This window comes from Bacillus sp. EA-CB0995, from assembly GCF_055814245.1.
In genome coordinates this window covers 395395-420987 of record NZ_CP169269.1, presented here as the reverse complement: position 1 = coordinate 420987, position 25593 = coordinate 395395, and the positions used below count along the sequence as shown (strand labels likewise).

Here is a 25593-nt window from a genome sequence, read left to right as displayed (position 1 = left end):
TCATCCCCTCCTAGTCCCCATTGTTGACGGAGAAGGATGGTTCTATACGTTGTACTTTTTTACTTTACAAGGTATGTTAAACTCTTTGAATACCCTAAATAATCAAGGAAAAAGTTACTTACCGATGCACCGATAGCAATCGTTACAAGAATCATGAACACTCTCGTTTGCAATACTTTCCCTGGTTTCATCAGGCGTTCTACATGAAGGCCCTGAAGCGTCCACCACGTAATGGTAATAAACAGTAAATGCGACACAATCGCAATGAGTGCTTGTTGCCCTAAAATTTGTGCCATAAAAAATCGACCCCTTTATCCCGCTCTAACAGGCAGTAACTTTCGTATATCTTGGTGCACAACTGCCCGTATGAGCTCGACTAGTTCAACTAACCTTTTCGAAAAAATCGTTCCCAAAACGTAGTTTCACTTTATCTTACTCTAATAGACAACTGCCCGCATGAGCCCGATTGGTTCAACCCATTTACTACTTTTGTAGTAAACAAAAAATAACCAAAACAAAAAGTGTAGAGTACATGCTCTACACTTTCAATTTTTACTATTGTACCACGTTCCCGACAAAGAAGAAATCCTTCATAAGCGGAAAATAATCATAAAAGAAATTGTAACCGATTGCCGGTAATATTCCGAGCACAACTGTTGCAATCGCGCAAAGGCTCACAACTATTTTCAAATTGATCGGAAGAACGATACGCTCTTCACTTTCTGCACGGCGGAAAAATATTTGCTGCAAAATGCGGAAATAATAGACGAACGAGATTACCGTTGTCCCCATCATAATCGATGCGAGCACGTAATGAGCTGGCTGGACGATAAAGGCTCCTAAAAAGATGTTAATCTTTCCGATAAATCCTGCTGTCCCCGGGATACCAGCAAGTGACAACATAAAAATTGTCATCATGACCGCTGCAAACGGTGATCGTTTATATAAACCTGCAAAAGCAGATATATTTTCTTGTCCCGTTTGTAAGATTATGCCGTGGATAATCGCAAATGCTCCGATATTCATCAGTACATAAGCAAGCATGTAAAACCACATACTATCCATCAGAAATGGTGACAACGCTACGAGCGGTACAAGTAAATAACCAGCATGCGCCACCCCTGAGTACGCAAGCATTCGTTTTATGCTATATTGCTTTAAGGCAACGCTATTTCCAACAATCATTGTTACACCAGCAAGAACTGCAATATAGATACTCATATTACTTAATAGTGATGTCGTTTCATTTTGAACAGGAACTGCTGCGAAAATGACTAAGAAAATGCGAATAATCATCACAAATCCAGCAATTTTCGATACCGTTCCTAACAACGCTGTAACAGGTGTTGCTGCGCCTTCATACACGTCAGGTGCCCACATATGAAATGGGACAGTCGCAATTTTAAAAGACAAACCGACAAAGAGCAGGATAAACGCAAGTGCCAACAAAAGTTGTATATCACCGCTCACCCCTTGCATGAATACACGCTGCATATCCAAAATATTTGTTGAACCTGTCAGTCCGTACAAATAACTCATTCCAAACAGTGTGATTGCTGTAGAAATACCGCCGTTAATTACGTACTTCATTGCCGCCTCATTCGAAGCTTTATTGTTCTTACGAATGCCGACTAAAATGTACGAGGACAATGATAATAATTCAAGACCGATGAACAACGTAATAAGATCGCTGCTAGATGCCATAACCATCGCACCGAGAAGCGCCGTTAAAAATAAGTAATAATATTCTCCTCGATCTTCAATCGGCTGCTTGGCATCGTCGCTCATCGCAATGAATAATACAAGAATACCGCCCAGCAATAAGAGCGTTTTAAATGCTTTTGAAAATCCGTCTAATATAAACGATCCATCTAAAATCTCTCCAGCCGGTGCACCGTACAATGTAACGAGCGCAACAAGTGCAAGTATGACCGTTCCAATTGCCCCGTATGCTAAATTCCGGCGATGAAACGTTTGTTTCGCGAACAGATCAAGAAGTGATAGAAGGATAGCACCGCCAAGAAGGATGAATTCCGGCGTCATTAAATACCACGATAAGCCTAGTAATGTTTTCATATCCATTCTATCTACCTCCTAACGATTGTAATGTGTCACGAAGCGGTTCACCAAGTACATCTGGCACGATACCGATGATTAGAATACACGCCAGCAAGATCACAACGGGAATATAATCCACTCCGCGCATATCGCTTTTCGCTTCGCATTCCCTTTGTCCGAACGTAACTTGCATAACTGCCCGGAGTACATACACCGCTGTTAAAATAATACCGATTGCTCCGATCGCCGCTAAGATTGGGTGCGCTTGAAACAAGCCAAGAAACGCTAGAAATTCACTCACAAAACCAGACATTCCAGGAAGTCCGAGCGAAGCCATACTTCCTGCTAATAAGAAACCGCTAAGGATTGGTACTTGCTTTGCTAAGCCGCCAAGCTTTGTAATGTCAGAAGTGCCAAAGCGCTGCTCGATGACGCCAAGAAGGAAGAATAACAGCGCCGCGATTAAACCGTGGGAAACAACTTGGAACAATGCGCCCTTCATCCCTGCCTCGTTCAGCGCAGCTAAACCGATTAGCACAATTCCCATATGCGAAATACTTGAATATGCGAGCACTTTTCGAAAATCTGTTTGAACAAACGCTAACAATGCACCGTACAGTAAGTTGATAACCCCTAAAATCCCTAAGACAAACGCAAACTTTTCAAATTGTGATGGGAAGAGCCCTATTCCAAAACGGACAATCCCGTACGCCCCAATCTTTAAGAGAACACCCGCGTGCAGCATAACAATTGCCGGGTGTGCTTGCACGTGAACGTTTACCATCCAGCGGTGAAGCGGAAAGACCGGAAGCTTAATCATAAACGCAACCATAATCGCTAAAAATAAACCAAGCTGCAACGAATCAGACAATTCACCGACTGTTGTCATTTCTTTTCCTGCTAAAACGGCTTGCAGCTCTGCTATATTCGTTGTACCTGCTCTCGCAAATAAAATCGAAAAGGCAATGAGCAAAATTGCAGAACCAATGCCGTTATAAATCAAATAGCTGTATGCTGCTTTTTCACTGCTAAATTTCCCCCATTTGCCAACGAGTAGAAACATAGCTGGCAATGTAATTTCAAAGAAAACGAAGAACAGCATCAAGTTTTCAGCAGCGAAGACACCAAGCATTCCGATTTCAAGCATAAGCAGTAACATATAGAAACCTTTTACACGCTTTGTAATAGAAAATGCCGTAATGGCCGCTAATGTCGCTAACAATGCTGTCAGAAGCATCATAACGAGCGAGAAACCGTCAATGCCAAGCTCATAATAAATCGTAAACAATTCTTTCTCCATACCTGGAAAGCGACCAAATTGAATCCACTTTACCTTCTCAGCAAAGATCGTTAAACTTGTTCCCGATGCATATGTAATCCCAATAAAGAGCGCGGACCCGAGGGGAAGTAATGTGCCCAGCAGACCAACAATCCTCGCCGCTCTCTCTTCTGTCTTCGGTACAAAAGCCAACAGTATGATACCTAACAGCGGGGAGAAAATGAAGAAAGATAATAGAAAGGAACTCATTGTCCATGCCCCCCTGTCAATAGCAGAATCATTACTAATGCAGCTAAACAAATAGCTGTAACTGTGCCGTACATTTGTACTTGCCCGTTTTGCAATTTTGATAAGGCCGCGCTCACACCTCTTACAATGCCAGCGACTAGCTTCGCAATCCCTTCGACAACATACGTTTCAAAAAAGTGCAACACATATGCAGTTCCTTTCACGAGCGGAAGCACTGTTACGCTATACAATTCATCAATATAATATTTCTCCTTCAGCAAGCTGTATATTGCGGTCCTCTCGCCGCCAATCCAATCACGGGAAATTGTGCGTTTTCCATATATCAAATACGCTAAGACAATCCCTGCTAACGAAACGAGCGTGGCCACAATCATGATCCAGGCCGGGCCATGGACTTGCTTCACCTGAAACGCTACGTCTTTTGTAAGCCAATCGCCAAGAAATGTTCCGAACCAAGGTGTATTCACATAACCCGCTATAACGGCTAAGATGCCAAGAACCATCATCGGCACTGTCATCACGCCCGGAGATTCATGCACATTCTTCTGTTCCCCGCGCGCTTCTCCCGTAAAGACAAGGAAGTAAAGGCGGAACATATAGAAGGCCGTGAAGAAAGCTGCAATCACCGCAAGGACGAATAAACCGTAATTGCCGCGTTCCCACGTCGCCGCTAAAATTTCATCCTTACTAAAGAATCCAGAAAATAGCGGAACACCGCTAATTGCAAGCGTACCAATTAAAAACAACGAGCCGGTTATTTTCATTTTCTTAAACAAGCCGCCCATTTCTTCGATGTTTTGCGTATGTACGGCATGAATGACACTTCCGGCTGCTAAGAATAATAATGCCTTAAAGAACGCGTGCGTCGTTAAATGAAAAACACCAGCCACGTACCCTGCCGAACCTAATGCAAGCATCATATAGCCAAGCTGACTTACTGTGGAATAAGCTAGCACACGCTTAATGTCTGTTTGCACTAAACCAATGGATGCCGCAAAAATTGCCGTAACGCCGCCAACGATGGCAACAGTTTGCATCGCTGCTTCGCTCGCTGAGAAAAGCGGAAACATGGTAGCAACCAAATATACCCCAGCAGCAACCATTGTTGCTGCGTGGATAAGCGCTGATACTGGCGTCGGGCCCTCCATCGCATCCGGAAGCCACGTATGCAGCGGAAACTGACCGGACTTCCCCATTGCGCCGACAAAGATTAAAATCGCCGTTAGTGTAATCATCGTTCCTGAAATCTCTCCAGCTTGTACCGCCTGGAAGATTGCATCGTAGTCAAAGCTGCCAACTTGCCAGAATAATAGAATCATCCCGATAAACAAGCCGACATCCCCAATACGCGTCATAATAAACGCTTTTTTGCAGCTGCCTTTGCTTCTTCTTTAAAGAAATAGAAACCAATTAGCAAGAAGGAACCGAGTCCGACTAACTCCCAGAATATATAAAGCTGCAATAAGTTAGTTGAAATCACAAGCCCAAGCATCGCAAACGTAAATAACCCTAAGTATGCATAAAAAATATGGAACCTTTCATCACCTTGCATATACCCTTTCGAATACATATGAACGAGCAAGCTCACAAGTGTGACAATAAAGAGCATCAATGCGTTTAACGCATTTACTTCAAAGCCGAAGGAAATATTCACATCTCCGATTTGCAGCCATGTCCATTGCTGTTTTACCGTTTCTGCCGATAGCCGTTCTATTAATACAAGTACCGCACCCGCAAATGAAAGAAAAGCGAGAAAGGTGCCAAGCCAACTACTTCCTTCTTTCAGCTTCTTACCAAACATCAAGAGTACAACGAAAGATACAAGCGGGAAAAGCGGTATTAGCCATGCATAGTCCATCATTAGTTTCTCCCCCTTTTCGGTCACAACATTAATGCTTTAACGAATCCATTTCATCTGTATTAACCGTTGCGCGGTTTCTGTATAAAGCGATTAAAATTGCCAAGCCAACCGCAGCTTCTGCTGCAGCGACGGACATTGTAAACAGTGCAAAAATTTGTCCCTTTAAATTTGGAAACATCCCTAATTTGCTAAAGGCAACTAAATTTAAATTCGCCGCGTTCAGCATCAGTTCAATACAAACCAATACAATTACTGTATTACGCTTCGTTAATGCCCCAAATAAACCGATGCAAAACAGTATAATCGCAAGCGTCAGGTACGCAGAAGCTGGAATGCTACTCATGCGAATCCCCCTCTTTCTCATCCTTCTTCGCAAGTACAATTGCGCCAACAAGAGCAACAAGTAACAAAACAGACGTTAACTCGAACGGTATTATATATTTCGAATACAACAATTCTCCAATTTGAAGTGTATTTTGCTCATGAAGCAGTACCCCATCTTGAACGCTTCGATTCTCAAAACCTACGTTATTCACCGCAAAATACATCACCGCACCGAATACTGTAACTGCAAGAAAGACAAATAATTTCCGCCAACCAAAACGCGTTTCTTCCTCATCATTATGCTTCGTTAACATAATGCCAAAAATCATAATAATCGTAATCGCACCGGAGTAAATCAAAATTTGGACAACCCCGACAAACTCTGCTGATAACATAAAATAAAGCCCAGCAATACTAAGGAACGTAAACACTAGAGCGAGCATCATATGCATCACTTTCTTTAAGTTCAACATAAGTACACCGCCCATCATCGCAAGCAGGGCTAATGCTAAAAATGCTACTAACTCGCCATTCATGCTTTATTCTCCCTTCTCACATTTTGATCATTTTCATCCAGCCACTGTAAATTTTTAAATAAATCATCACGTGTATATTCCGCTAGCTCAAAGTTATTTGTCATCACAATCGCTTCTGTCGGGCAAACTTCTGTACAAAGATCGCAAAGAATACAAATTTCGAAGTTAATATCATACGTATCAATGATCTTCCCTTTCTTCTCTGGATCCGGATGCTTTTTCCCTGTTAGTTGAATACAGTCTGTCGGACAAATATTTGCGCATTGATTGCAAACAATACATTTTTCTGGATAAAACTTTTGAATGCCGCGAAAGCGATCTGGAAGTGGTAGTGGCTGATTTGGATAGTCATACGTTACTTTCTTCTTACTTAAGTTACTAAGCGTATACTTTAAACCTTTAAATAATCCTTTCATTGTACTCCTACCCCCTTTTTAGATTAGAAGAACAATTCTTTTATGAATGCAGCTAAGAAAATATTCGCAAGCGCTACTGGCAATAGTACTTTCCAGCCAAACTCCATCAATTGATCGCCTCGTATACGCGGAAACGTCACGCGGAACCAAATTAATAGAAACACAACAGCACTAAATTTTAGCGCAAACCAAACGGCACCTGGAATAAACGATAGAAACGGAATTGGCTGCCATCCCCCTAAAAATAGTACCGTCATAAGCGATGCCATTCCAAAGAAATACACGTACTCAGAAAGCATGAAGAACGCCCAGCGGAATCCCGAGTATTCTGTATGGTATCCAGAAACAAGCTCCGATTCAGCTTCTGGTAAATCAAACGGCGTCCGGTTCAATTCGGCAACAGCTGCGATTAAGAATACGACAAAACCAACTGGCTGCACGAAAATGAACCAAACCCCTTTTTGCGCCTCGACAATTTCATTTAAATTCAAGCTGCCCGTTAGAAGAATTATTCCAATTACGCTCATAACAAGTGGAATTTCATAGGAAATCATTTGCGCTGCGGCGCGCATTCCTCCTAGTAAGGAGTATTTATTGTTAGACGCCCAGCCTCCAGTTACAACGCCAATTGTTGTAATACCAGAGATTGCAATGTAATACAGTAAGCCAACACCAATATCAGCAAACTGCAATTTATCTGTAAATGGAATCACTGCTAATACCATAAATGCGGGCGCAAACGCAATGACAGGTGCTAATATGAAGAGGGGTTTATCAGCAGCTTTCGGAATCGTATCTTCTTTTAACAGGAGCTTTAACACGTCCGCTACTGTTTGCAGGAGTCCAAAACGGCCTCCCACTTGGTTTGGTCCTATGCGCCCTTGCATAAATCCCATTACTTTTCGCTCTGCTAAAATCCCATATGTAACAAAACCAAGAACGACAAACAATAACAACGTTGCTAATCCGAAAAAGATAAGAAAATTCGTCCAGCTTGCGGGTGACTCTAAGAGGTTTTGTATCATCATCCATCAACCTCCCCAAGTACAATATCAACGCCGCCTAAGATTGTAATTAAGTTTGCGATATTCTCGCCTTTCAAAATCTTTGGTAAGATTTGTAGATTATAAAAAGATGGACGGCGGAACTTTAAGCGGTACGGCTCTTTCTTTCCATCGCTCGCAATGTAACAGCCAATCTCTCCGCGCGGTGATTCAATTCGAACGAACGCCTCACCTTTTGGTGCTTTAATAATCTTCGGCACCTTCGCTAAGATAGCTCCTTCTTTTGGAAACTGCTCTACCGCTTGCTCAATGATTTTCAGCGACTCTTCAATTTCCTCCATCCTGCAAACGTAACGGTCCCAAGCATCGCCTACTTTACCGACCGGAACATCAAAATCAAAACGGTCATAAATCGAGTACGGTTCGTCTTTGCGAAGATCCCATTTCACACCTGTGCAGCGCAGGTTCGCTCCGCTTAATGAATATTGCAGCCCATCCTCTGCCGAATAAATACCGACTCCTTTTACACGGTTTAAGAAAATTTCATTGCCGCTCACAAGGTCGTGATATCCCTTTAGCTGCTCCCTCATATATGGAACAAACTCGCGCACTTTTTCAATCCAGTCGTCCGGCGCATCCCACTTCACCCCGCCAACACGCATATAGTTAAATGTTAAACGTGCTCCGCATAATTCGTTCAGTAGGTTAATAATCATCTCGCGTTCACGAAATGCATATAAGAACGGACTCACCGCTCCGATATCAAGCAAATTTGTACCCCACCAAACGAGGTGACTCGCCACGCGCCCAAGTTCCATTGCAAGTACGCGCAAATATTCAGCACGCTCTGGTATTTCCAGTCCCATCATCGTCTCAACCGCGTGACAAATGACATAGTTATTTGTCATCGCTGATAAATAATCCATTCGGTCTGTGTACGGAATAATTTGCGTATACTGCAAGCTTTCCGCAATTTTCTCTGTGCCGCGGTGCAAATATCCAATGACAGGCGTAGCTTCTTTAATTATTTCTCCGTCAATTTTAATAACGAGCCGAAATACACCGTGCGTACTCGGATGCTGCGGCCCTACATTTAAAAGCATTTCTTCTGTACGAATCATATTTGCTACACCTCCACATCAAAAGGCTCGTAATCTTTTCGCAGCGGATAGCCAATCCAATCATCCGGCATCAAAATACGTTTTAAATTTGGATGCCCTTCAAACACAACGCCAAGTAAATCATACGCCTCGCGCTCCGGCCAATCTGCCCCGCTCCATAACGGTGCAATAGAAGACACTTTCGGCTCGTCCCGGTTAAGCTTTACTTTTACCGCTACAGATTGCCTCTTGCCATAAGAAAATAAATGCACGTAAACTTCCATATGCGTTACAAAATCTGTCGCATGCAATTCTGACATATAATCGAATGCAAATTCGGGATCCACCTTTAAAAGTTCCATCACTTCATAGTAATGCTTCAGCTTCACAATAAGCGTTGGCACATCCTTGGACAATGTATTAATATAGAAATCTTCTAACACACCTTCACCAAATTTTGCTGCAACTGCCTGAACGTACGCATCTAAATATGGCTGATTTCGTGACGGCTCTTCTACTTTCTGTTCTTCTTCCTCTTTCTTTTCTCCAGCCGCCCGAGCCTTTGCCGCGGCCGCTGCTTTGGCCTTCGCTGCCGCAATTGCTTTGGCCTTCTCATCGTCTTCCGGGGCTTCTTCTGTTCCCATTTGCTTCGCTAGCGCCGCCGCCTTTGCTTTTGCCGCTGCTGCTGCTTTTGCTTTCGCTTCCGCAATTGCTTTGGCCTTCTCATCGTCTTCCGGCGATTCTTCTTCTTCTTCTTTTTCTTTTTGCTTCGCTAGTGCTGCCGCCTTCGCTTTTGCTGCTGCTGCTGCCGCTGCCTTTGCTTTCGCTTCCGCAATTGCTTTGGCCTTCTCATCGTCTTCCGGCGATTCTTCTTCTTTTTCTTTTTGCTTCGCTAGTGCTGCCGCCTTCGCTTTTGCTGCTGCCGCTGCCTTTGCTTTCGCTTCCGCAATTGCTTTGGCCTTCTCATCGTCTTCCGGCGATTCTTCTTCTTTTTCTTTTTGCTTCGCTAGTGCTGCCGCCTTCGCTTTTGCTGCTGCCGCTGCCTTTACTTTCGCTTCCGCAATTGCTTTGGCCTTCTCATCGTCTTCCGGCGATTCTTCTTCCTTTTCCTTCTGCTTCGCTAGCGCTGCCGCCTTCGCTTTTGCTTCCTCTGCTGCGCGGCGTTTTACTTCTGCTACATCTATTTCATTCTCATTTGATAGCGCTTTCTCTTTTTCTTCTACAATTTGAATCTCATTTTCCTGACGTGCCGCCAGTCGCTTCTGCGCTTCTTCCTTTGCACGTCTTGCTGCCTCTTTTTTCGCATCATCTATATTTTTATCTTGGTCGCTCATTTATTCGTCACCTGCTTCCCTGTCTTTGCTTCGTAACGAATTTTCTCTTTTAATTTATTAATACCGTAAATTAAAGCTGCTGGATTTGGTGGACAGCCCGGAATGTATACATCCACTGGTACGATTTGATCCACCCCTTTTACAACAGCATACGAATTCACATATGGTCCTCCTGCCGTTGCACAAGATCCCATTGCAATGACCCACTTCGGTTCTGGCATTTGATCATATAAACGACGAACGATTGGTGCCATTTTCTTCGTTACTGTTCCAGATACAATCATGACATCTGATTGACGTGGTGATGTACGGAAGAAAGAACCAAATCGATCTAAATCATAGTGCGAAGAGCCGACTCCCATCATCTCAATCGCACAGCATGCCAGTCCAAATGTCATCGGCCATAGCGAATTACTGCGAGCCCAGCCCTTTACTTGCTCAAGCGTCGTAAAAAATATATTTCTTTCTAATTCAGCGCGTTCTTGTGGATGAATATCTCCAAAATTTATAGCCATTGTAACACCTTCTTTTTCCAAGCATATGCAAGACCAATGAGTAACATAATAACAAAAATGAGCATCTCCACTAATGCAAATAGACCCAGCTTGTCATACGCTACCGCCCAAGGATATAAAAATACAGTTTCTACATCAAAAATGACAAAAAGCAATGCAAAAATATAATAACGGGCATGGAAGCGGACGTTTGCATCATGAAACGGCTCAATTCCACTTTCATATGTTGTTTTCTTCGCTGTACTCGGTTTATGTGGACGCAGCAACTTTCCCAATGTGAGTGCTACAATCGGCAGTAATATACCTAATAGCAAAAAAATGACGACAATCATATAACTATTTTCATATACATTTTCCATTGTGAAACTCTCTCCCCCTCACAAATACAAGTTCACTCAGTAAACGTTATGATTGATTTGCACCATTTATTATTTTTTTAATTTTTCTAAATAATGCAATTATAGTTATTATATCAAATTCTAAATTCCTATGTCGATATATTGGGAAAAAGAAAAAGGAACAAAAACTTAAAAGAACATGGTATTCATACTTCTGCGGGATAACTATAAAAAAAGCCGTAAAGGTTCATCCCTTTACGGCTTTTTTCATTACTTCATATTTGAAACGTTCAAACGGTTCACTGCACGTTGTAGTGCCATTTCTGCACGTTTGAAGTCAACATGTGCTTGTTTATCTTGCATACGTTGCTCAGCGCGGCGCTTCGCTTCATTTGCACGATGAACGTCGATATGACTTGCTGTTTCAGCAGATGGTGCTAATACTGTTACTTTCTCAGGGCGAACTTCAATAAAGCCACCGCTAACTGCTACGTAATCTGTATGTCCACCATTTTTCAAGCGAATTGCACTAACCTTAAGTGGTGCAACAGTTGGAATGTGACCTGGCAAGATCCCCATTTCCCCGCTCTCTGCTTTTACGCTTACCATTTCAACTTCATTTTCGTAAACCGGTCCATCAGGAGTTACAATACTGACTGGAAATGTCTTCATAATTCGTCCCTCCTAAGGCCTTACGCCATCATTTTCTTCGCGTTTTCAACAACTTCTTCAATACCACCAACAAGACGGAATGCGTCCTCTGGAAGGTCATCATGTTTTCCTTCTAGAATTTCTTTGAATCCACGAACTGTGTCTTTTACAGGTACATAAGATCCTTTTTGACCTGTAAATTGCTCTGCTACGTGGAAGTTCTGTGATAAGAAGAACTGAACGCGACGAGCACGATGTACAACTAATTTATCTTCTTCAGATAACTCGTCCATACCTAAGATAGCGATGATATCTTGAAGCTCTTTATAACGTTGTAATGTTTGCTGAATTTGACGAGCAACTTCATAATGCTCTTCTCCAACGATTTCTGGAGAAAGTGCACGAGATGTAGACGCTAATGGGTCTACCGCTGGGTAAATACCCATTTGTGTTAAACGACGCTCTAAGTTTGTTGTTGCATCTAAGTGAGCGAATGTTGTTGCTGGTGCTGGGTCAGTGTAGTCATCGGCTGGTACATATACCGCTTGGATAGACGTGATAGACCCTTTATTTGTTGATGTAATACGCTCTTGTAATTGACCCATTTCAGTTGCAAGTGTTGGTTGGTAACCTACCGCAGATGGCATACGACCAAGAAGGGCAGATACTTCAGAACCAGCTTGCGTGAAACGGAAGATATTATCGATGAACAGAAGTACGTCTTGTCCTTGCTCATCACGGAAATGTTCAGCCATTGTTAAACCTGTTAATGCAACACGTTGACGTGCTCCAGGCGGCTCGTTCATTTGTCCGAATACCATCGCTGTTTTCTTGATTACGCCAGAATCACTCATTTCATGGTATAAGTCGTTACCTTCACGAGTACGCTCACCTACACCAGCGAATACAGAGATACCGCCGTGTTCTTGTGCGATGTTGTTAATTAATTCTTGGATTAATACTGTTTTACCTACACCGGCACCACCGAATAGACCGATTTTACCACCTTTAATATAAGGAGCTAATAAGTCTACTACTTTAATACCAGTTTCAAGAATTTCTACTTTTGTAGATAACTCTTCAAATGCAGGTGCTTGACGGTGAATTGGATCACGGCGTACATCCGCTGCTACTGCTTCACCTAAGTCAATTGCATCACCTAATACGTTAAATACACGGCCAAGTGTTGCATCACCAACTGGAACAGCGATTGGCTTACCAGTATCTTCTACTTCTGTACCGCGTACAAGTCCGTCTGTAGAAGACATTGCTACTGTACGAACTGTATTATCACCAAGATGAATCGCAACTTCTAAAGTTAAGTTAATTGCATCTTGTTTAATTTTAAGGGCATTGTAGATTTCAGGTAGCTTTCCGCCGTCAAACTTAACGTCTACAACCGGACCCATGATTTGCGTAACGCGCCCTTTATTCATCGGGTTCCCTCCTAGCTTTCTTTAAATTAGCCAGCTTTTCTACGAACAGTCGGCTTTGAATTTTTTTATTTTATTTCGCTTTGAAATATCGCTTCTGCTTTTTAATACTATTCTAACGCTGCTGCACCGCCGACGATTTCCGTAATTTCTTGCGTAATCGCTGCTTGACGAGCGCGGTTGAAAGAAAGTGTAAGTGTATCGATAACTTCCATTGCGTTGTCTGTAGCACTTTTCATTGCTGTCATACGCGCTGCGTGCTCGCTTGCTTTACCGTCTAGCAATGCACCGTACACTAAGCTTTCTGCGTATTGAGGCAATAATACTTTTAAAATATCTTCTTCAGACGGTTCAAACTCATATGAAGTTTTTGCTTTTTCAGATGTCACATCAGTAAGCGGTAAAATTTTCTTCTCCGTTACTTCTTGTGAAATCTTACTTACATAATGATTGTAATAAATATATAATTCATCATAAGCACCATCTGTAAACATAGAAATTGCTCTTGAAGCAATATCTTTAATATCAGCAAATACTGGTTGATCAGATAACCCAATTACTTCATCAATGATATTAAAACCACGACGTTTTAAATAATCACGGCCTAGACGTCCTAGTACAATAATCGCGTACTGGTTTGCATCCATGTTGTGACGCTCTTTCACTACGTTGCTTACTGCACGTAAAACGTTACTGTTATATCCACCTGCTAGTCCGCGATCCGATGTAATAACAATATATCCTGTTCGCTTCACAGGACGCGCTGTTAGCATTGGATGATTTACCCCGCTACCTTGCGCTATATCCGCTACTACTTCTTGAATCTTATTCATATACGGAACGAAAGATTTAGCATTTTGCTCTGCACGGTTTAATTTTGATGCAGATACCATCTGCATCGCTTTCGTAATTTGACTCGTTTTCTTTGTCGAGTTAATTTTTGCTTTTATATCGCGTAAAGATGCCACAGGTTTTCACCACCTTTTTTCCGGAAGTTGGCATGATTAGAAAGACTCTCCGTTTGTTCATCTTCCCAATCTAATTAACAAGTTATACTTGTTCATGATTGAAGGAAAAGAATAGGTGCACCTACTCTTTTCCTCTACATATCCGTTAGCACTCTATGTAAGAGTTACCTGTTTCTATATTTAAGTAGAGCGGCTACAAGAGCCGGCTCTGCTTTTTATTATTATTCAGATGCTACGAAAACTTTTTTGAAGCCGTTGATAGCTGCTGCCATTTTTTCGTCTTCAGCAAGTTTTGTTGTTGTACGAATTTCAGTTAATAATTCAGTAGCATTTGTGTCTAACCAAGCATGGAACTCCTCTTCGAAACGAGTGATGTCCGCTACTGGGATATCATCTAAGAATCCGCGTGTTAATGCGTAAAGAATCATAACTTGTTTTTCTACTTTTAATGGCTTATGTAAGCCTTGTTTTAATACTTCTACTGTACGTGCACCACGGTTTAATTTCGCTTGTGTTGCTTTATCAAGGTCAGAACCGAACTGAGCGAACGCTTCTAATTCACGATAAGATGCAAGGTCAAGACGAAGTGTACCAGATACTTTGCTCATCGCTTTGATCTGAGCCGCACCACCAACACGAGATACAGAAGTACCTGCGTCGATCGCTGGACGTACACCAGAGAAGAATAGATCAGATTGTAAGAAAATCTGTCCATCTGTGATAGAGATTACGTTTGTTGGGATGTAAGCTGATACGTCCCCTGCTTGTGTTTCGATGAAAGGTAATGCTGTTAAAGAACCAGCGCCTTTTGCATCACTTAATTTTGCCGCACGCTCTAGTAAGCGGGAGTGTAAGTAGAATACATCCCCTGGATATGCTTCACGACCTGGAGGACGACGTAATAGTAATGACAGCTCACGGTATGCAGCTGCTTGTTTAGATAAGTCATCATATACAACTAATACGTGTTTGCCGTTGTACATGAACTCTTCACCCATTGTTACACCAGCATATGCAGCTAAGTATAATAATGGAGCAGGCTGAGAAGCAGATGCAGTTACAACGATTGTGTACTCTAATGCACCGTGCTTACGTAATGTTTCAACTACGTTACGAACTGTAGATTCTTTTTGTCCGATTGCTACATAGATACAAACCATATCTTGATCTTTTTGGTTCAAGATTGTATCAAGTGCAACAGCTGTTTTACCAGTTTGGCGGTCACCGATGATTAACTCACGTTGTCCACGACCAATTGGTACAAGAGCATCAATCGCTTTAATACCAGTTTGAAGTGGCTCATGAACAGATTTACGGTCCATTACACCTGGCGCTGGGCTCTCGATTGGACGAGTTTTTGTTGTATTAATTGGACCTAAACCGTCTACTGGTTGACCTAATGGGTTTACAACACGGCCGATTAATTCTTCCCCTACTGGTACTTGCATGATGCGACCTGTACGACGTACTTCGTCACCTTCACGAATTTCAGTATAAGGTCCTAAAATAATGATACCTACGTTATTTTCCTCTAAGTTTTGTGCTAGTCCCATAACGCCGTTAGCGAACTCAACAAGTTCACCAGCCATAACGTTATCAAGACCATGAGCACGTGCAATACCGTCACCAACTTGAATAACTGTACCAACATCGCTAACTTCGATCTCAGATTGATAGTTTTCAATTTGTTGCTTTATCAGTGCGCTAATTTCTTCAGCTCTGATGCTCATGCGCTTCACCCCTATCTATTCTTCATAAGTTCACGCTGAATACGTGCTAACTTTCTTTGTAAACTGCCGTCGTAAATGCGGTTTCCAATGCGTACTTTAATACCGCCTAGTAAATTTTCATCTACAACATTTTGAACGCGAATTGCATCTTTTCCTGTTTTCTTTGCAAATACTTCTGCAATGCTAAGCTTCTCATCTTCTGATAAAGAACGAGTAGAGTAAACAATTGCATCAGCTACGTTACGCTCTTCGTTTGCAAGTGCAACATACGTATCTACAATTTCAGGCACTAATGTTTCGCGATGATTATCGATTAAAATATATAATGTGTTTAAAATTGGTTGAGAAACAGTAGAAAACACGTTAGAAAGGAATTGTTTTTTCTCTTCTTTTGAAATGCTTGGTTGTCCTAAAAAAGTATGTAGTTCTTTACTACTTACAAAAATACTTTGTACAAGGCGCAGTTCTTCCTCAAACATTTCTAGTGCGTGTTTATCTTTTGCGATTTGAAAAAGAGCGACAGCATAACGTTTAGCTACAATCTCATTGCTCATCGCGCTTCTCCTACCTCTTTAATATAATCGCGAATTAATTGAACTTGGTCTTCTTCTTTCAATTCTTTTTGCATTACTTTAGAAGCAATTTGTACAGATAAAGAAGCAACCTGTTCTTGCAGAGCAGCAATCGCGTGCTCTTTTTCGCGTTGAATTTCTTGTACAGCAGATTCTTTAATAGATACTGCTTCTTCTTTTGCAGCAGCAATGATACCTTCTTTTTGATCCTCTGCTTGCTTTTTCGCTCTCTCAATCAATTCTTGCGCTTCAACACGTGATTGCTTTAACATTTCACGTTGTTCTTCTACTAACTTTTTCGTCTCTGCATTGTTCTTTTCTGCAGCGTCGATTTCGCTAGAAATATGATTTTCACGTTCCTTCATAATTCCCATTAAAGGTCCAAATGCATATTTACGAAGCAGTGCTAATAGAATTAGGAAAACGACTAATGTATAAAGTACCGTTCCGTATGGAACAGCAGCAGCTCCTAATAATAGAGTTGGCACAAGGATTCACTCCCTTCAAAAATCTAAATTAAATAAATGAACAGACAAGTAATGTTTCATTCATACAGCAATGGCGAAGAAGGTCCCAAAACGATCTTCGCCACTTATTGTAAGGGAGCTATCCCTTATTTGTTTAATACGATAAACGCAATTACTACACCGATAATTGGAAGCGCCTCAACTAACGCTACCCCGATGAACATAATTGTTTGAAGTTGACCACGTAATTCTGGTTGACGAGCAACACCCTCAACTGTACGAGATACGATAAGACCGTTACCAATACCAGCACCTAATGCAGATAAACCAATTGCGATTGCAGCTGCGATTACACCTAAACTCATTTTAAAAGTCCTCCTTTTTATCATTAAAAAATAAATTTTGTACTTACTTTAAATATATTAATGGTCGTGGCTTACTTTATGAGCCATGTACACCATCGTTAACATTGTAAAGATAAATGCCTGGATAGCACCTACGAAAATACTGAAGCCCATCCATGCTAACATCGGCAGAACAGCACCTAACGCGCCAAACACACCGCTTGCACCTAACTGAGCAAGTAATGTTAATAAAATCTCACCAGCATAGATGTTACCAAATAAACGAAGACCTAACGTCAATGTATTAGCAAATTCCTCAATCACCTTTAACGGGAATAAGAATTTCATTGGTTGAAAATAGCCTCTTAAATATTCTTTCGTACCCTTCATCTTAACTCCATAATAATGGGTGAGGGCAACTACCATCACGGCTAATGTTAGAGTAACTGCTGGGTCAGACGTTGGAGATCTCCAACCTGCAAGGTGCTCACCACCCTCAGCTACCGTAAGCATGAGCGGCAAACCGAGCATGTTTGCTACAAATATGTACATAATGAGTGTAACTCCAAGCGTTAAAAATCGTCCGCCTGTTTGCCAATCCATCGTACTATTGATCATACCCTTCACGAAGTCCATAATCCATTCAAGGAAGTTTTGCATTCCTGTTGGACGTAAGGCTAAGCGACGTGTACAAATCATAGCAATGATAAATACGATTACTGCCGCAACAGTCGTCATCATAACAGCGGACAAGTCGAACGTTAAACCTAGAAATTCAACTAATTTACCGTGTTCCACTAGTAATTCACCTCTCTTCCCTGCTCTTATATTGTAGATAAAGAAAATCTATGATCATGACAAGATATCCTGTCAGCAATCCTACTCCTAAGCTCCACATCGCTATTAAATATTGATATTTCGCTGCAAATATAATTAATAACCCTATCGTGGCTAATCTCGAATATGTACTCACTGCGGTCGCTTTATACTTTACATTCTCTCCTTGTGTAACGCGATCTAACAGCCTGTCCGTCTTGTGTGCAACGATGCGCAAACTAAGAAAACCGAAAATCGTTCCGATAATCAGCCCCAGAAAGACATCTTTGTATGAGGTAAAGCCCCATCCTAATACAAAGAGTGCGAGAAGGTTGTACATATATTTCTTTTGTCTTTGGACAAGTTCATGTACTTCTATCATCATTGCTCCCCTGAATAAAAGTGTCGAATGAGTCGAATCATAGCATAAACCCCTGTTCCAAGACCTAGTAATAAACCGATTACTAGGAATAAAGGAAACGTTCCAAGCTTACTATCAATCCATTGCCCGCCAAAAATTCCAACTAAAATAGCACCAACGAGCTGAGAAAGAATTCCGGTCATTAAAGCATATGCCTTAAATGGACTACGCTTGTTTTCCTCCAAGGATTCATCCCTCCATATGTAAAGCCTCATTCACTATGCGTTAATAATAACTCATTTTTTTGTATAAATCCTAGTCAAATAAAAAAGTTAACTTTTTCGTCACTGAATAGATGAAAAATTGTCAATGAAAACCCTACCATCTATCCCCGTTGTTAGCATACAATAGGGTATTAAACAGTGTCAACGTCAAATCGAAAAAAATCAAAAAATTTGAGTATTAGTCATTTATTGACAGAAATGAAAACGTTCCCCTTCAAAATACTGTTAATAAACGTCTAATTTCTAGACCTTTTCTCTTTATAATGGAAGAAAAAGTTCACATATTTGTCACTATTAACTTTTCCTAATATAACGTTTTCCTTCTGTAATATAACTTTCTCAAGTAGAAGTTTCTATATTATATGCAATTGGACTGTATGTTATGTTGCATAAAGAAACAGACGAGAAGGCATCCTTCTCGTCTGTTGTCTTACTTCGTTCCGAATAAACGGTCACCAGCATCTCCAAGACCTGGTACAACATATCCATGATCGTTTAATTTTTCATCTAATGCAGCAACATAAATATCCACATCAGGATGGTCCTCTTGAATAACTTTTACGCCTTCTGGAGCACCAACGATACACATTAATTTAATATGTTTCGCACCGCGCTTCTTTAAAGAAGTAATTGCTTCTGATGCAGATCCACCTGTTGCTAACATTGGATCAAGTACGATAAAGTCACGTTCTTCTACATCAGTTGGAAGTTTCACATAGTATTCTACAGGTTGTAATGTTTCTGGATCGCGATATAAACCGATATGACCTACCTTCGCTGCTGGAATTAGTTTCAAAATTCCATCTACCATTCCTAAGCCCGCACGTAAAATAGGAATTAAACCAAGCTTCTTACCTGCAATCACTTTTGTTTTCGCTTTACTTACAGGTGTTTCAATTTCAATTTCTTCAAGCGGAAGATCGCGTGTAATTTCAAACGCCATCAAACTTGCTACTTCATCTACTAGCTCACGAAATTCTTTCGTACCTGTATTCTTATCGCGAATATATGTAATCTTATGCTGAATTAAAGGGTGATCAAAAACATACAATTTTCCCATGTGAATCTCTCCTTCAGATGATATTGATGCGTGAGGACACGCCGTTTTTTACACTATGTACGATTGTAAAGAAAACGCCACTAATATTCAAGGGTGAATTTGGCAAAATTTCAAATGCTTCTTCTCTCTATCAAGAATAGCCTTACCAATTATGGAAACGAAATCCTTCATTATATATTTAAAATATATTCATAATTTGTATACATACATAGGATGCTTTGCATGCTCTTCTTTCTCATATGTAATATTTTTATGGAAGCCCTGTAAAATAATGTTTTTTATTTTCTTTTTCAACTAAAACATATTCCATAAGAACATGATAAATGTACGAAATAAACAAGACTTTCATTACACACACATGAAAAGTTTATCTTTTATTGAACTACCCCCACCTATCTTCTTCGATTTTCTCTGAATCTTGAGGTGGGGGTCTTACTGCGGGATAAAGTGAGACTTCTATCAGCGAGTGGGGCTCACTACCCGCGAATAGCGGGATAAACAATATATCAAGAATTCAATAAAAAAAGCTGCCGAAACAATACGTTTCAACAGCTTTTTTCTCTTATAGCTCTTTATACATTGGGAATTTATCTGTTAAAGCATTTACACGCACGCGTGCTGCTTCTAGCGCTGCTTCATTGTCATGATTTTTTAATGTGTAAGCGATAATGGATGCAATTTCATCCATTTCAGCAAGTCCAAAGCCTCTTGATGTTACAGCTGCAGTTCCAATGCGAACTCCGCTTGTTACAAATGGGCTAGCTGGGTCAAATGGAATTGTATTTTTGTTTGTTGTAATACCAACTTCATCTAATACATGCTCTGCAACTTTTCCAGTAATGTTTAAATTGCGAACATCCATTAAAACTAAGTGGTTGTCCGTTCCACCAGAAACAAGTGTAATACCTTCTTTTTGCAGACCTTCTGCTAAACGACTTGCGTTGTTGATAATGTTTTGTGCATATGTTTTGAAGTCATCCTGCAATGCTTCTCCAAATGCAACTGCCTTTGCAGCGATTACGTGCATAAGCGGTCCGCCTTGAATACCAGGGAAGATGGATTTATCAATTTGTTTTGCAAATTGTTCTTTACATAAAATCATACCACCGCGTGGTCCGCGTAATGTTTTATGAGTTGTTGTTGTTACAAAGTCAGCGTATGGTACTGGATTTGGGTGTAAGCCAGCTGCTACAAGCCCCGCGATATGTGCCATATCTACCATTAAATATGCGCCAACTTCATCAGCGATTTCACGGAATTTTTTGAAATCAATTACACGAGGATACGCACTAGCACCCGCAACGATTAATTTCGGCTTATGCTCTTTCGCTTTTTCTAATACATCTTCATAATTGATGTGATGTGTATCAGGATCTACACCGTATTCGATGAAGTTGTATTGTACACCACTAAAGTTAACAGGGCTTCCGTGTGTTAAGTGACCGCCGTGAGATAAGTTCATACCAAGCACTGTGTCACCTTGCTCTAGAATTGTGAAGTATACAGCCATATTTGCTTGTGCACCAGAATGCGGTTGAACGTTTACGTGCTCTGCGCCAAAAATTTCTTTTGCGCGGTCACGTGCGATATCTTCTACGATATCCACATGCTCACAACCACCGTAATAACGTTTCCCTGGATATCCTTCTGCATACTTGTTCGTTAATACAGAACCTTGTGCTTCCATTACGGCTTGGCTTACGAAGTTTTCAGATGCAATAAGCTCGATTTTTGAACGCTGTCTTCCTAATTCTAATTCAATTGCAGCAAACACCTTTTCATCTTGACGTTTTAAGTTCTCCATCAAAATCCCCCTTTTCTGAACGAATTACATCTATTATCGATATTTTTTCTTCATTTTTCAAGAAAAAACGAAAATTCCAGTTGTAATTCTTCTAAACCTTCATGTTTTCAACTACATTCTAACACGACTCTACACATGATAAAAGAAAAAAAGACCGAATCCGGTCTTTTTTTTATTGTAAATTTATGACTTAACTACAAGTAAACGTTTCCTCTTTTACGGCATATACTGCACGCGCCCCGCCAATTAACTTCGGACGCGTCTTTGCCATCGTTACATGCGCATGCCCAATTTCTTTTACACGTGTGCGTACAGGCACAGCTACATGTTTTAAATGCATACCAATGAACGTATCTCCAATATCAATACCCGCATCTGCTTTTACGAACTCTACGATAACAGGATCTTTCATATTATGATATGCATATGTTCCAAGAGCCCCACCTGCTGATCTGACAGGCGTAACATTTACAATTTCGAACTGGTGCTTCTCTGCGATTTCTCTTTCTATAACTAAAGCACGGTTTAAATGTTCACAGCATTGAAACGCTAACGCAATACCACACTGCTCTTGAAATTGTTTTAACGCAGAAAAAATCGCTTCCGCTACTTCCATCGTTCCCGATGTTCCAATTCTTTCACCTAGTACTTCACTCGTACTACAGCCCACAACAAAAATGTTCCCATTTCGCAGCGAAGCTTGCTCTTGAAACTCAGAAAGCGCTGTTTGCAACTGCTCTTTCAATTGTAATATTTCATTCATTACGCTCTTCCTTTCGCAGGTAGGTTCAACAAATTATATTAACTCTTACTAGAAGTTAGAATACGATTACTTCGCTTCGTATGTTTTAATTTTCCCTACACGATTCTCGTGACGGCCGCCTTCATACTCCGTTGTTAACCAAATTTTCGCGATGTCACGTGCTAATCCAGCTCCGATTACACGCTCACCCATTGCTAACATGTTCGTATCGTTATGTTCTCTCGTTGCTTTTGCACTAAATGTATCATGTACTAATGCGCAGCGAATGCCATGTACTTTGTTTGCTGCAATTGACATACCGATGCCTGTTCCGCAAATTAAAATACCGCGGTCTACCTCACCACTTGCAACCATTTCTGCCGCTGGGAATGCAAAATCAGGGTAATCTACAGAACCCGCTTCGCACTCACAACCTAAATCAATATATTCTATATTTAACTCTTCTAATAAATTTACGATTTCTTTGCGAATGTTTAATCCGCCATGATCAGATGCTACTACTACTTTCATTCCAAACCCCTCCAAATATAAAGTGAAACTTCCGTTCGGAGATGCTTTTTCTCCGAATGGTTAGTTGAACCAATCGGGCACATGCCAGCGGGTTTCTCTTCTCCCCCACTAACAATGAACTGAACAGTTGACCCCATCTCAAACCCTTGAGATATGAGATATATTACCCGTTAAATCGATATAATCTCCAATATCGTATTATACACGAAACATTAACTTTCTGAATGGTTTTTCAGCAAAGTTTGCACAAGTTGTTCCATTTCTTCCAGCGTTGCTTTATAAATAGCAAGCGAGCCGCCAAAAGGATCAGAAATGTCCTTATTTGTACCTTCTACAAATTCATATAATGTATGCACTTTTCCGTTTACTTCTGGATGATGTGCCAGTAAAAGCTGCTTATGCCCCGTTGTCATTGTTAATACAACATCAGACCACTCTAGCAACTCTTCCGTCACTTGCTGAGAAGCATGTGCAATTGAAATTCCTTTTTCTTCTAACGCACTTTTAGCGTGCGCAGATGCATCGCTGCCTACTGCGGCAAATACGCCCGCAGATTGCACTTCAAAATGCTTTTCTCCATGATGCCGTAATAACGCTTCTGCCATCGGACTGCGGCATGTATTGCCTGTACAAACGAATAATACTTGCTTCACCAAACACCAACTCCTTATGATGAATATCTATTTTCATCATAACGCACAATGATAATGAAAAAAAGAAATGTATATATAGAAAAACGCATTTCTTCTAGAAGAAATGTGCTCTCATTACACATGTGAAACTCTATTTCCAAGTGACCACAATATAGTAATACAGGGCAGGAAAAAATCTACTGTTATTCTTTCATCCACAAAAAAGGAATCCACTTCAAATATGAAATGGATTCCTTATCAATCAAAACGATTATTTCATTGTTACTTTCATTACTCCTGTTGAACCTTTTACAGCTGTTACGCCTATAGTTGTTTCAATAGATGCTGTTGCATCTGTGTTCGTAATAACGATTGGTGTAATTGTGCTTTTTGCTTTTTCACGAATTAATTCTAAGTCGAAAGAGATTAATTTATCGCCAACTTTAACAGTTTGTCCTTCAGCTACATGTGCTTCGAAACCTTCGCCTGCCATTGTTACAGTTTCCAATCCAACGTGGATTAAAATCTCTGCACCGTTTTTCGATTTAATACCTACAGCATGTTTTGTGTGGAATAATTGCACGATCTCACCGTCTACTGGAGATACTACTACGCCCTCAGTTGGATCGATTGCAACACCATTTCCCATCATACGGCCAGCGAATACTGGATCTGGCACTTCTTCAATATTTTTCACTTCTCCAGTTAATGGAGCTACGATTGTTTCTGCATTTGTTTTAGAACCAAGACCAAATAATTTTTTAAACATAGGATAATCCTCCTTATATTCCTTACTTACAATACACTTGAGCTCAATAATTACAACCCTTCGCTTTACTAGCATGAAACGTTTTCGATATAAAAAAGAGAGTTGTCAATTAGACCCTTATTGTATCGCCTTGCAAAATTCCAGTCAATTCAGACAGTCTGAATTCAAATGGAAAGAAGTGAACTTCCTCATTTCTATTTAAGCCTTTTTTTCTTCAGTTGTCTAGAAGTCTTAACAACATAATTATTTTTTGTTTACCATTTGTAAAATTTCTTGTTATTTTTCATTAAAGTTACTTGACTAAAATAAGTAACTATTTTATCATTACTTACATAAGATAAGTAAATAACTTTTTAGGAGGTATTATAAAATGATGAACATTGGTCTTCTTATTATTCGTCTTATTATTGGGGTTACATTCATGGGGCATGGTGCTCAAAAACTATTCGGCTGGTTTGGCGGCTATGGTTTAAAAGGTACTGGCGGCTGGATGGAATCAATCGGCTTACGACCAGGAGTATTTATGGCGTTTATGGCTGGGGCAACTGAATTACTAGGTGGTTTCTTATTTGCTGCTGGTATTTTCACTTGGGTAGGTGCTCTATTTATTGTCGGTACAATGTTAATAGCTATCTTCACAGTTCATGGTAAAAATGGTTACTGGGTTACACAAAACGGTTTTGAATATAACCTTATCTTAATCGCAGTTGCAGTGGGCGTTGCTCTTATTGGACCTGGCGCTTACACTTTAATTTAACTTATTATCTCGAATTCGAGATATATAAGATAAGTAAATAACTTTTTAGGAGGTATTATAAAATGATAAACATTGGTCTTCTTATTATTCGTCTTATTATTGGGGTTACATTCATGGGACATGGTGCTCAAAAACTATTCGGCTGGTTTGGCGGCTATGGTTTAAAAGGTACTGGCGGCTGGATGGAATCAATCGGCTTACGACCAGGAGTATTTATGGCGTTTATGGCTGGGGCAACTGAATTACTAGGTGGTTTCTTATTTGCTGCTGGTATTTTCACTTGGGTAGGTGCTCTATTTATTGTCGGTACAATGTTAATGGCTATCTTCACAGTTCATGGTAAAAATGGTTACTGGGTTACACAAAACGGTTTTGAATATAACCTTATCTTAATCGCAGTTGCAGTGGGCGTTGCTCTTATTGGACCTGGCGCTTACACTTTAATTTAACTTATTATCTTGAATTCGAGATATTTATCAACTCAGTCCCTCACAATTGTGAGGGATTTTTTTCCTTCAATTATTTTCTTTCAAAAATTCCCCATGTTCCTCAGAACAGACTGCATATGCTTGGATCAAGTTATGATAAATGCTGAAACTTTAAGCCTAATATTACAAAACTATTATTTGTATACCTTTCCATGCAAGATTATGGTAGA

The 25593-nt window shown here is 40.6% G+C and carries 29 protein-coding genes and 2 pseudogenes; 2 read left to right on the top strand and 29 right to left on the bottom strand.

Annotated elements, in window-relative coordinates; genetic code table 11:
- Positions 1-59: 59 nt before the first annotated feature.
- The 29 genes and pseudogenes from ACEWFJ_RS02300 to ACEWFJ_RS02160 form a co-directional block, all read right to left on the bottom strand.
- Entirely contained in the window at positions 60-296 is a 237-nt protein-coding gene (locus ACEWFJ_RS02300) for a DUF1146 family protein (protein WP_098307162.1), read from the bottom strand.
- 259 nt (positions 297-555) lie between these two features.
- Entirely contained in the window at positions 556-2076 is a 1521-nt protein-coding gene (nuoN, locus tag ACEWFJ_RS02295; RefSeq protein WP_473692313.1) for an NADH-quinone oxidoreductase subunit NuoN, read from the bottom strand.
- Between the two features lie 7 nt (positions 2077-2083).
- Positions 2084-3586 carry an NADH-quinone oxidoreductase subunit M gene (locus tag ACEWFJ_RS02290; protein WP_473690178.1) on the bottom strand — a complete coding sequence of 501 codons (1503 nt, stop codon included), beginning with the start codon at positions 3584-3586 and terminating at the stop codon, positions 2084-2086.
- Positions 3583-5447 (bottom strand): annotated as a pseudogene (nuoL, locus tag ACEWFJ_RS02285) (NADH-quinone oxidoreductase subunit L). The gene ACEWFJ_RS02290 and the pseudogene nuoL overlap by 4 nt, the downstream one beginning before the upstream one ends.
- Before the next feature lie 28 nt (positions 5448-5475).
- Complete coding sequence (gene nuoK / locus ACEWFJ_RS02280) at positions 5476-5790, bottom strand: NADH-quinone oxidoreductase subunit NuoK (RefSeq protein WP_098307154.1); 315 nt, start codon at positions 5788-5790, stop codon at positions 5476-5478.
- Positions 5783-6307: an NADH-quinone oxidoreductase subunit J gene (locus ACEWFJ_RS02275; protein ID WP_429720509.1), complete on the bottom strand. Its 525-nt coding sequence runs from the start codon at positions 6305-6307 to the stop codon at positions 5783-5785. The genes nuoK and ACEWFJ_RS02275 overlap by 8 nt, the downstream gene beginning before the upstream one ends.
- The gene (gene nuoI / locus ACEWFJ_RS02270) at positions 6304-6723 is read right to left on the bottom strand and encodes an NADH-quinone oxidoreductase subunit NuoI (RefSeq protein WP_098307150.1); all 420 of its coding nucleotides are present in this window, start codon (positions 6721-6723) and stop codon (positions 6304-6306) included. Before nuoI ends, ACEWFJ_RS02275 begins: the two co-directional genes overlap by 4 nt.
- A 23-nt stretch (positions 6724-6746) precedes the next feature.
- Positions 6747-7748 (bottom strand): NADH-quinone oxidoreductase subunit NuoH, encoded by a 1002-nt coding sequence (nuoH, locus tag ACEWFJ_RS02265; protein WP_429707263.1) that lies wholly within the window; start codon positions 7746-7748, stop codon positions 6747-6749.
- Positions 7748-8848, bottom strand: coding sequence for an NADH-quinone oxidoreductase subunit NuoD (gene nuoD / locus ACEWFJ_RS02260; protein WP_429720510.1), 1101 nt, complete (start codon positions 8846-8848; stop codon positions 7748-7750). Before nuoD ends, nuoH begins: the two co-directional genes overlap by 1 nt.
- 5 nt (positions 8849-8853) lie before the next feature.
- Positions 8854-10161, bottom strand: a complete 1308-nt coding sequence (locus ACEWFJ_RS02255; RefSeq protein ID WP_473690177.1) for an NADH-quinone oxidoreductase subunit C — start codon at positions 10159-10161, stop codon at positions 8854-8856.
- Complete coding sequence (gene nuoB / locus ACEWFJ_RS02250; protein ID WP_440602847.1) at positions 10158-10676, bottom strand: NADH-quinone oxidoreductase subunit NuoB; 519 nt, start codon at positions 10674-10676, stop codon at positions 10158-10160. Before nuoB ends, ACEWFJ_RS02255 begins: the two co-directional genes overlap by 4 nt.
- Positions 10667-11035 (bottom strand): NADH-quinone oxidoreductase subunit A, encoded by a 369-nt coding sequence (locus tag ACEWFJ_RS02245; RefSeq protein WP_429707203.1) that lies wholly within the window; start codon positions 11033-11035, stop codon positions 10667-10669. Before ACEWFJ_RS02245 ends, nuoB begins: the two co-directional genes overlap by 10 nt.
- A gap of 249 nt (positions 11036-11284) precedes the next feature.
- Positions 11285-11686: a F0F1 ATP synthase subunit epsilon gene (locus ACEWFJ_RS02240; protein WP_429720512.1), complete on the bottom strand. Its 402-nt coding sequence runs from the start codon at positions 11684-11686 to the stop codon at positions 11285-11287.
- Positions 11687-11706: 20 nt separating this feature from the next.
- Positions 11707-13101, bottom strand: a complete 1395-nt coding sequence (atpD, locus tag ACEWFJ_RS02235; protein ID WP_429707207.1) for a F0F1 ATP synthase subunit beta — start codon at positions 13099-13101, stop codon at positions 11707-11709.
- Positions 13102-13208: 107 nt separating this feature from the next.
- On the bottom strand, positions 13209-14066 hold the full coding sequence (atpG, locus tag ACEWFJ_RS02230; RefSeq protein WP_429707209.1) for an ATP synthase F1 subunit gamma: 858 nt from the start codon (positions 14064-14066) through the stop codon (positions 13209-13211).
- A gap of 221 nt (positions 14067-14287) precedes the next feature.
- Entirely contained in the window at positions 14288-15796 is a 1509-nt protein-coding gene (gene atpA / locus ACEWFJ_RS02225; RefSeq protein WP_230574298.1) for a F0F1 ATP synthase subunit alpha, read from the bottom strand.
- Positions 15797-15807: 11 nt separating this feature from the next.
- Positions 15808-16350 (bottom strand): F0F1 ATP synthase subunit delta, encoded by a 543-nt coding sequence (locus ACEWFJ_RS02220; protein WP_098307130.1) that lies wholly within the window; start codon positions 16348-16350, stop codon positions 15808-15810.
- Positions 16347-16856, bottom strand: coding sequence for a F0F1 ATP synthase subunit B (gene atpF / locus ACEWFJ_RS02215; protein WP_230574297.1), 510 nt, complete (start codon positions 16854-16856; stop codon positions 16347-16349). Before atpF ends, ACEWFJ_RS02220 begins: the two co-directional genes overlap by 4 nt.
- A gap of 125 nt (positions 16857-16981) precedes the next feature.
- Positions 16982-17200 carry a F0F1 ATP synthase subunit C gene (gene atpE / locus ACEWFJ_RS02210; protein WP_098307126.1) on the bottom strand — a complete coding sequence of 73 codons (219 nt, stop codon included), beginning with the start codon at positions 17198-17200 and terminating at the stop codon, positions 16982-16984.
- 57 nt (positions 17201-17257) lie between these two features.
- Positions 17258-17977, bottom strand: a complete 720-nt coding sequence (atpB, locus tag ACEWFJ_RS02205; RefSeq protein ID WP_098307123.1) for a F0F1 ATP synthase subunit A — start codon at positions 17975-17977, stop codon at positions 17258-17260.
- A gap of 7 nt (positions 17978-17984) precedes the next feature.
- Positions 17985-18377, bottom strand: a complete 393-nt coding sequence (locus ACEWFJ_RS02200; RefSeq protein ID WP_098307121.1) for an ATP synthase subunit I — start codon at positions 18375-18377, stop codon at positions 17985-17987.
- Positions 18377-18601 carry an AtpZ/AtpI family protein gene (locus ACEWFJ_RS02195; protein ID WP_141524975.1) on the bottom strand — a complete coding sequence of 75 codons (225 nt, stop codon included), beginning with the start codon at positions 18599-18601 and terminating at the stop codon, positions 18377-18379. Before ACEWFJ_RS02195 ends, ACEWFJ_RS02200 begins: the two co-directional genes overlap by 1 nt.
- 26 nt (positions 18602-18627) lie before the next feature.
- Positions 18628-18741, bottom strand: a pseudogene (locus ACEWFJ_RS02190) (DUF4024 domain-containing protein).
- A 329-nt stretch (positions 18742-19070) separates the two neighbouring features.
- A complete protein-coding gene (upp, locus tag ACEWFJ_RS02185) occupies positions 19071-19700 on the bottom strand; it encodes a uracil phosphoribosyltransferase (protein WP_020061432.1) in 630 nt (209 codons plus the stop codon).
- 562 nt (positions 19701-20262) lie between these two features.
- Entirely contained in the window at positions 20263-21504 is a 1242-nt protein-coding gene (glyA, locus tag ACEWFJ_RS02180) for a serine hydroxymethyltransferase (protein WP_429707219.1), read from the bottom strand.
- A gap of 190 nt (positions 21505-21694) precedes the next feature.
- Positions 21695-22267 carry a TIGR01440 family protein gene (locus tag ACEWFJ_RS02175; RefSeq protein ID WP_098310026.1) on the bottom strand — a complete coding sequence of 191 codons (573 nt, stop codon included), beginning with the start codon at positions 22265-22267 and terminating at the stop codon, positions 21695-21697.
- 66 nt (positions 22268-22333) lie between these two features.
- Complete coding sequence (gene rpiB / locus ACEWFJ_RS02170) at positions 22334-22777, bottom strand: ribose 5-phosphate isomerase B (protein WP_253630963.1); 444 nt, start codon at positions 22775-22777, stop codon at positions 22334-22336.
- 212 nt (positions 22778-22989) lie between these two features.
- Positions 22990-23430: a low molecular weight protein arginine phosphatase gene (locus ACEWFJ_RS02165; protein WP_473690176.1), complete on the bottom strand. Its 441-nt coding sequence runs from the start codon at positions 23428-23430 to the stop codon at positions 22990-22992.
- A 250-nt stretch (positions 23431-23680) separates the two neighbouring features.
- Entirely contained in the window at positions 23681-24178 is a 498-nt protein-coding gene (locus tag ACEWFJ_RS02160) for a PTS sugar transporter subunit IIA (protein ID WP_473690175.1), read from the bottom strand.
- A 370-nt stretch (positions 24179-24548) separates the two neighbouring features.
- On the opposite strand from ACEWFJ_RS02160, the gene ACEWFJ_RS02155 reads away from it, so the two are divergent.
- A complete protein-coding gene (locus ACEWFJ_RS02155; protein ID WP_230574288.1) occupies positions 24549-24935 on the top strand; it encodes a DoxX family protein in 387 nt (128 codons plus the stop codon).
- Between the two features lie 65 nt (positions 24936-25000).
- Positions 25001-25384 carry a DoxX family protein gene (locus ACEWFJ_RS02150; protein ID WP_473692311.1) on the top strand — a complete coding sequence of 128 codons (384 nt, stop codon included), beginning with the start codon at positions 25001-25003 and terminating at the stop codon, positions 25382-25384.
- Positions 25385-25593 lie beyond the last annotated feature (209 nt).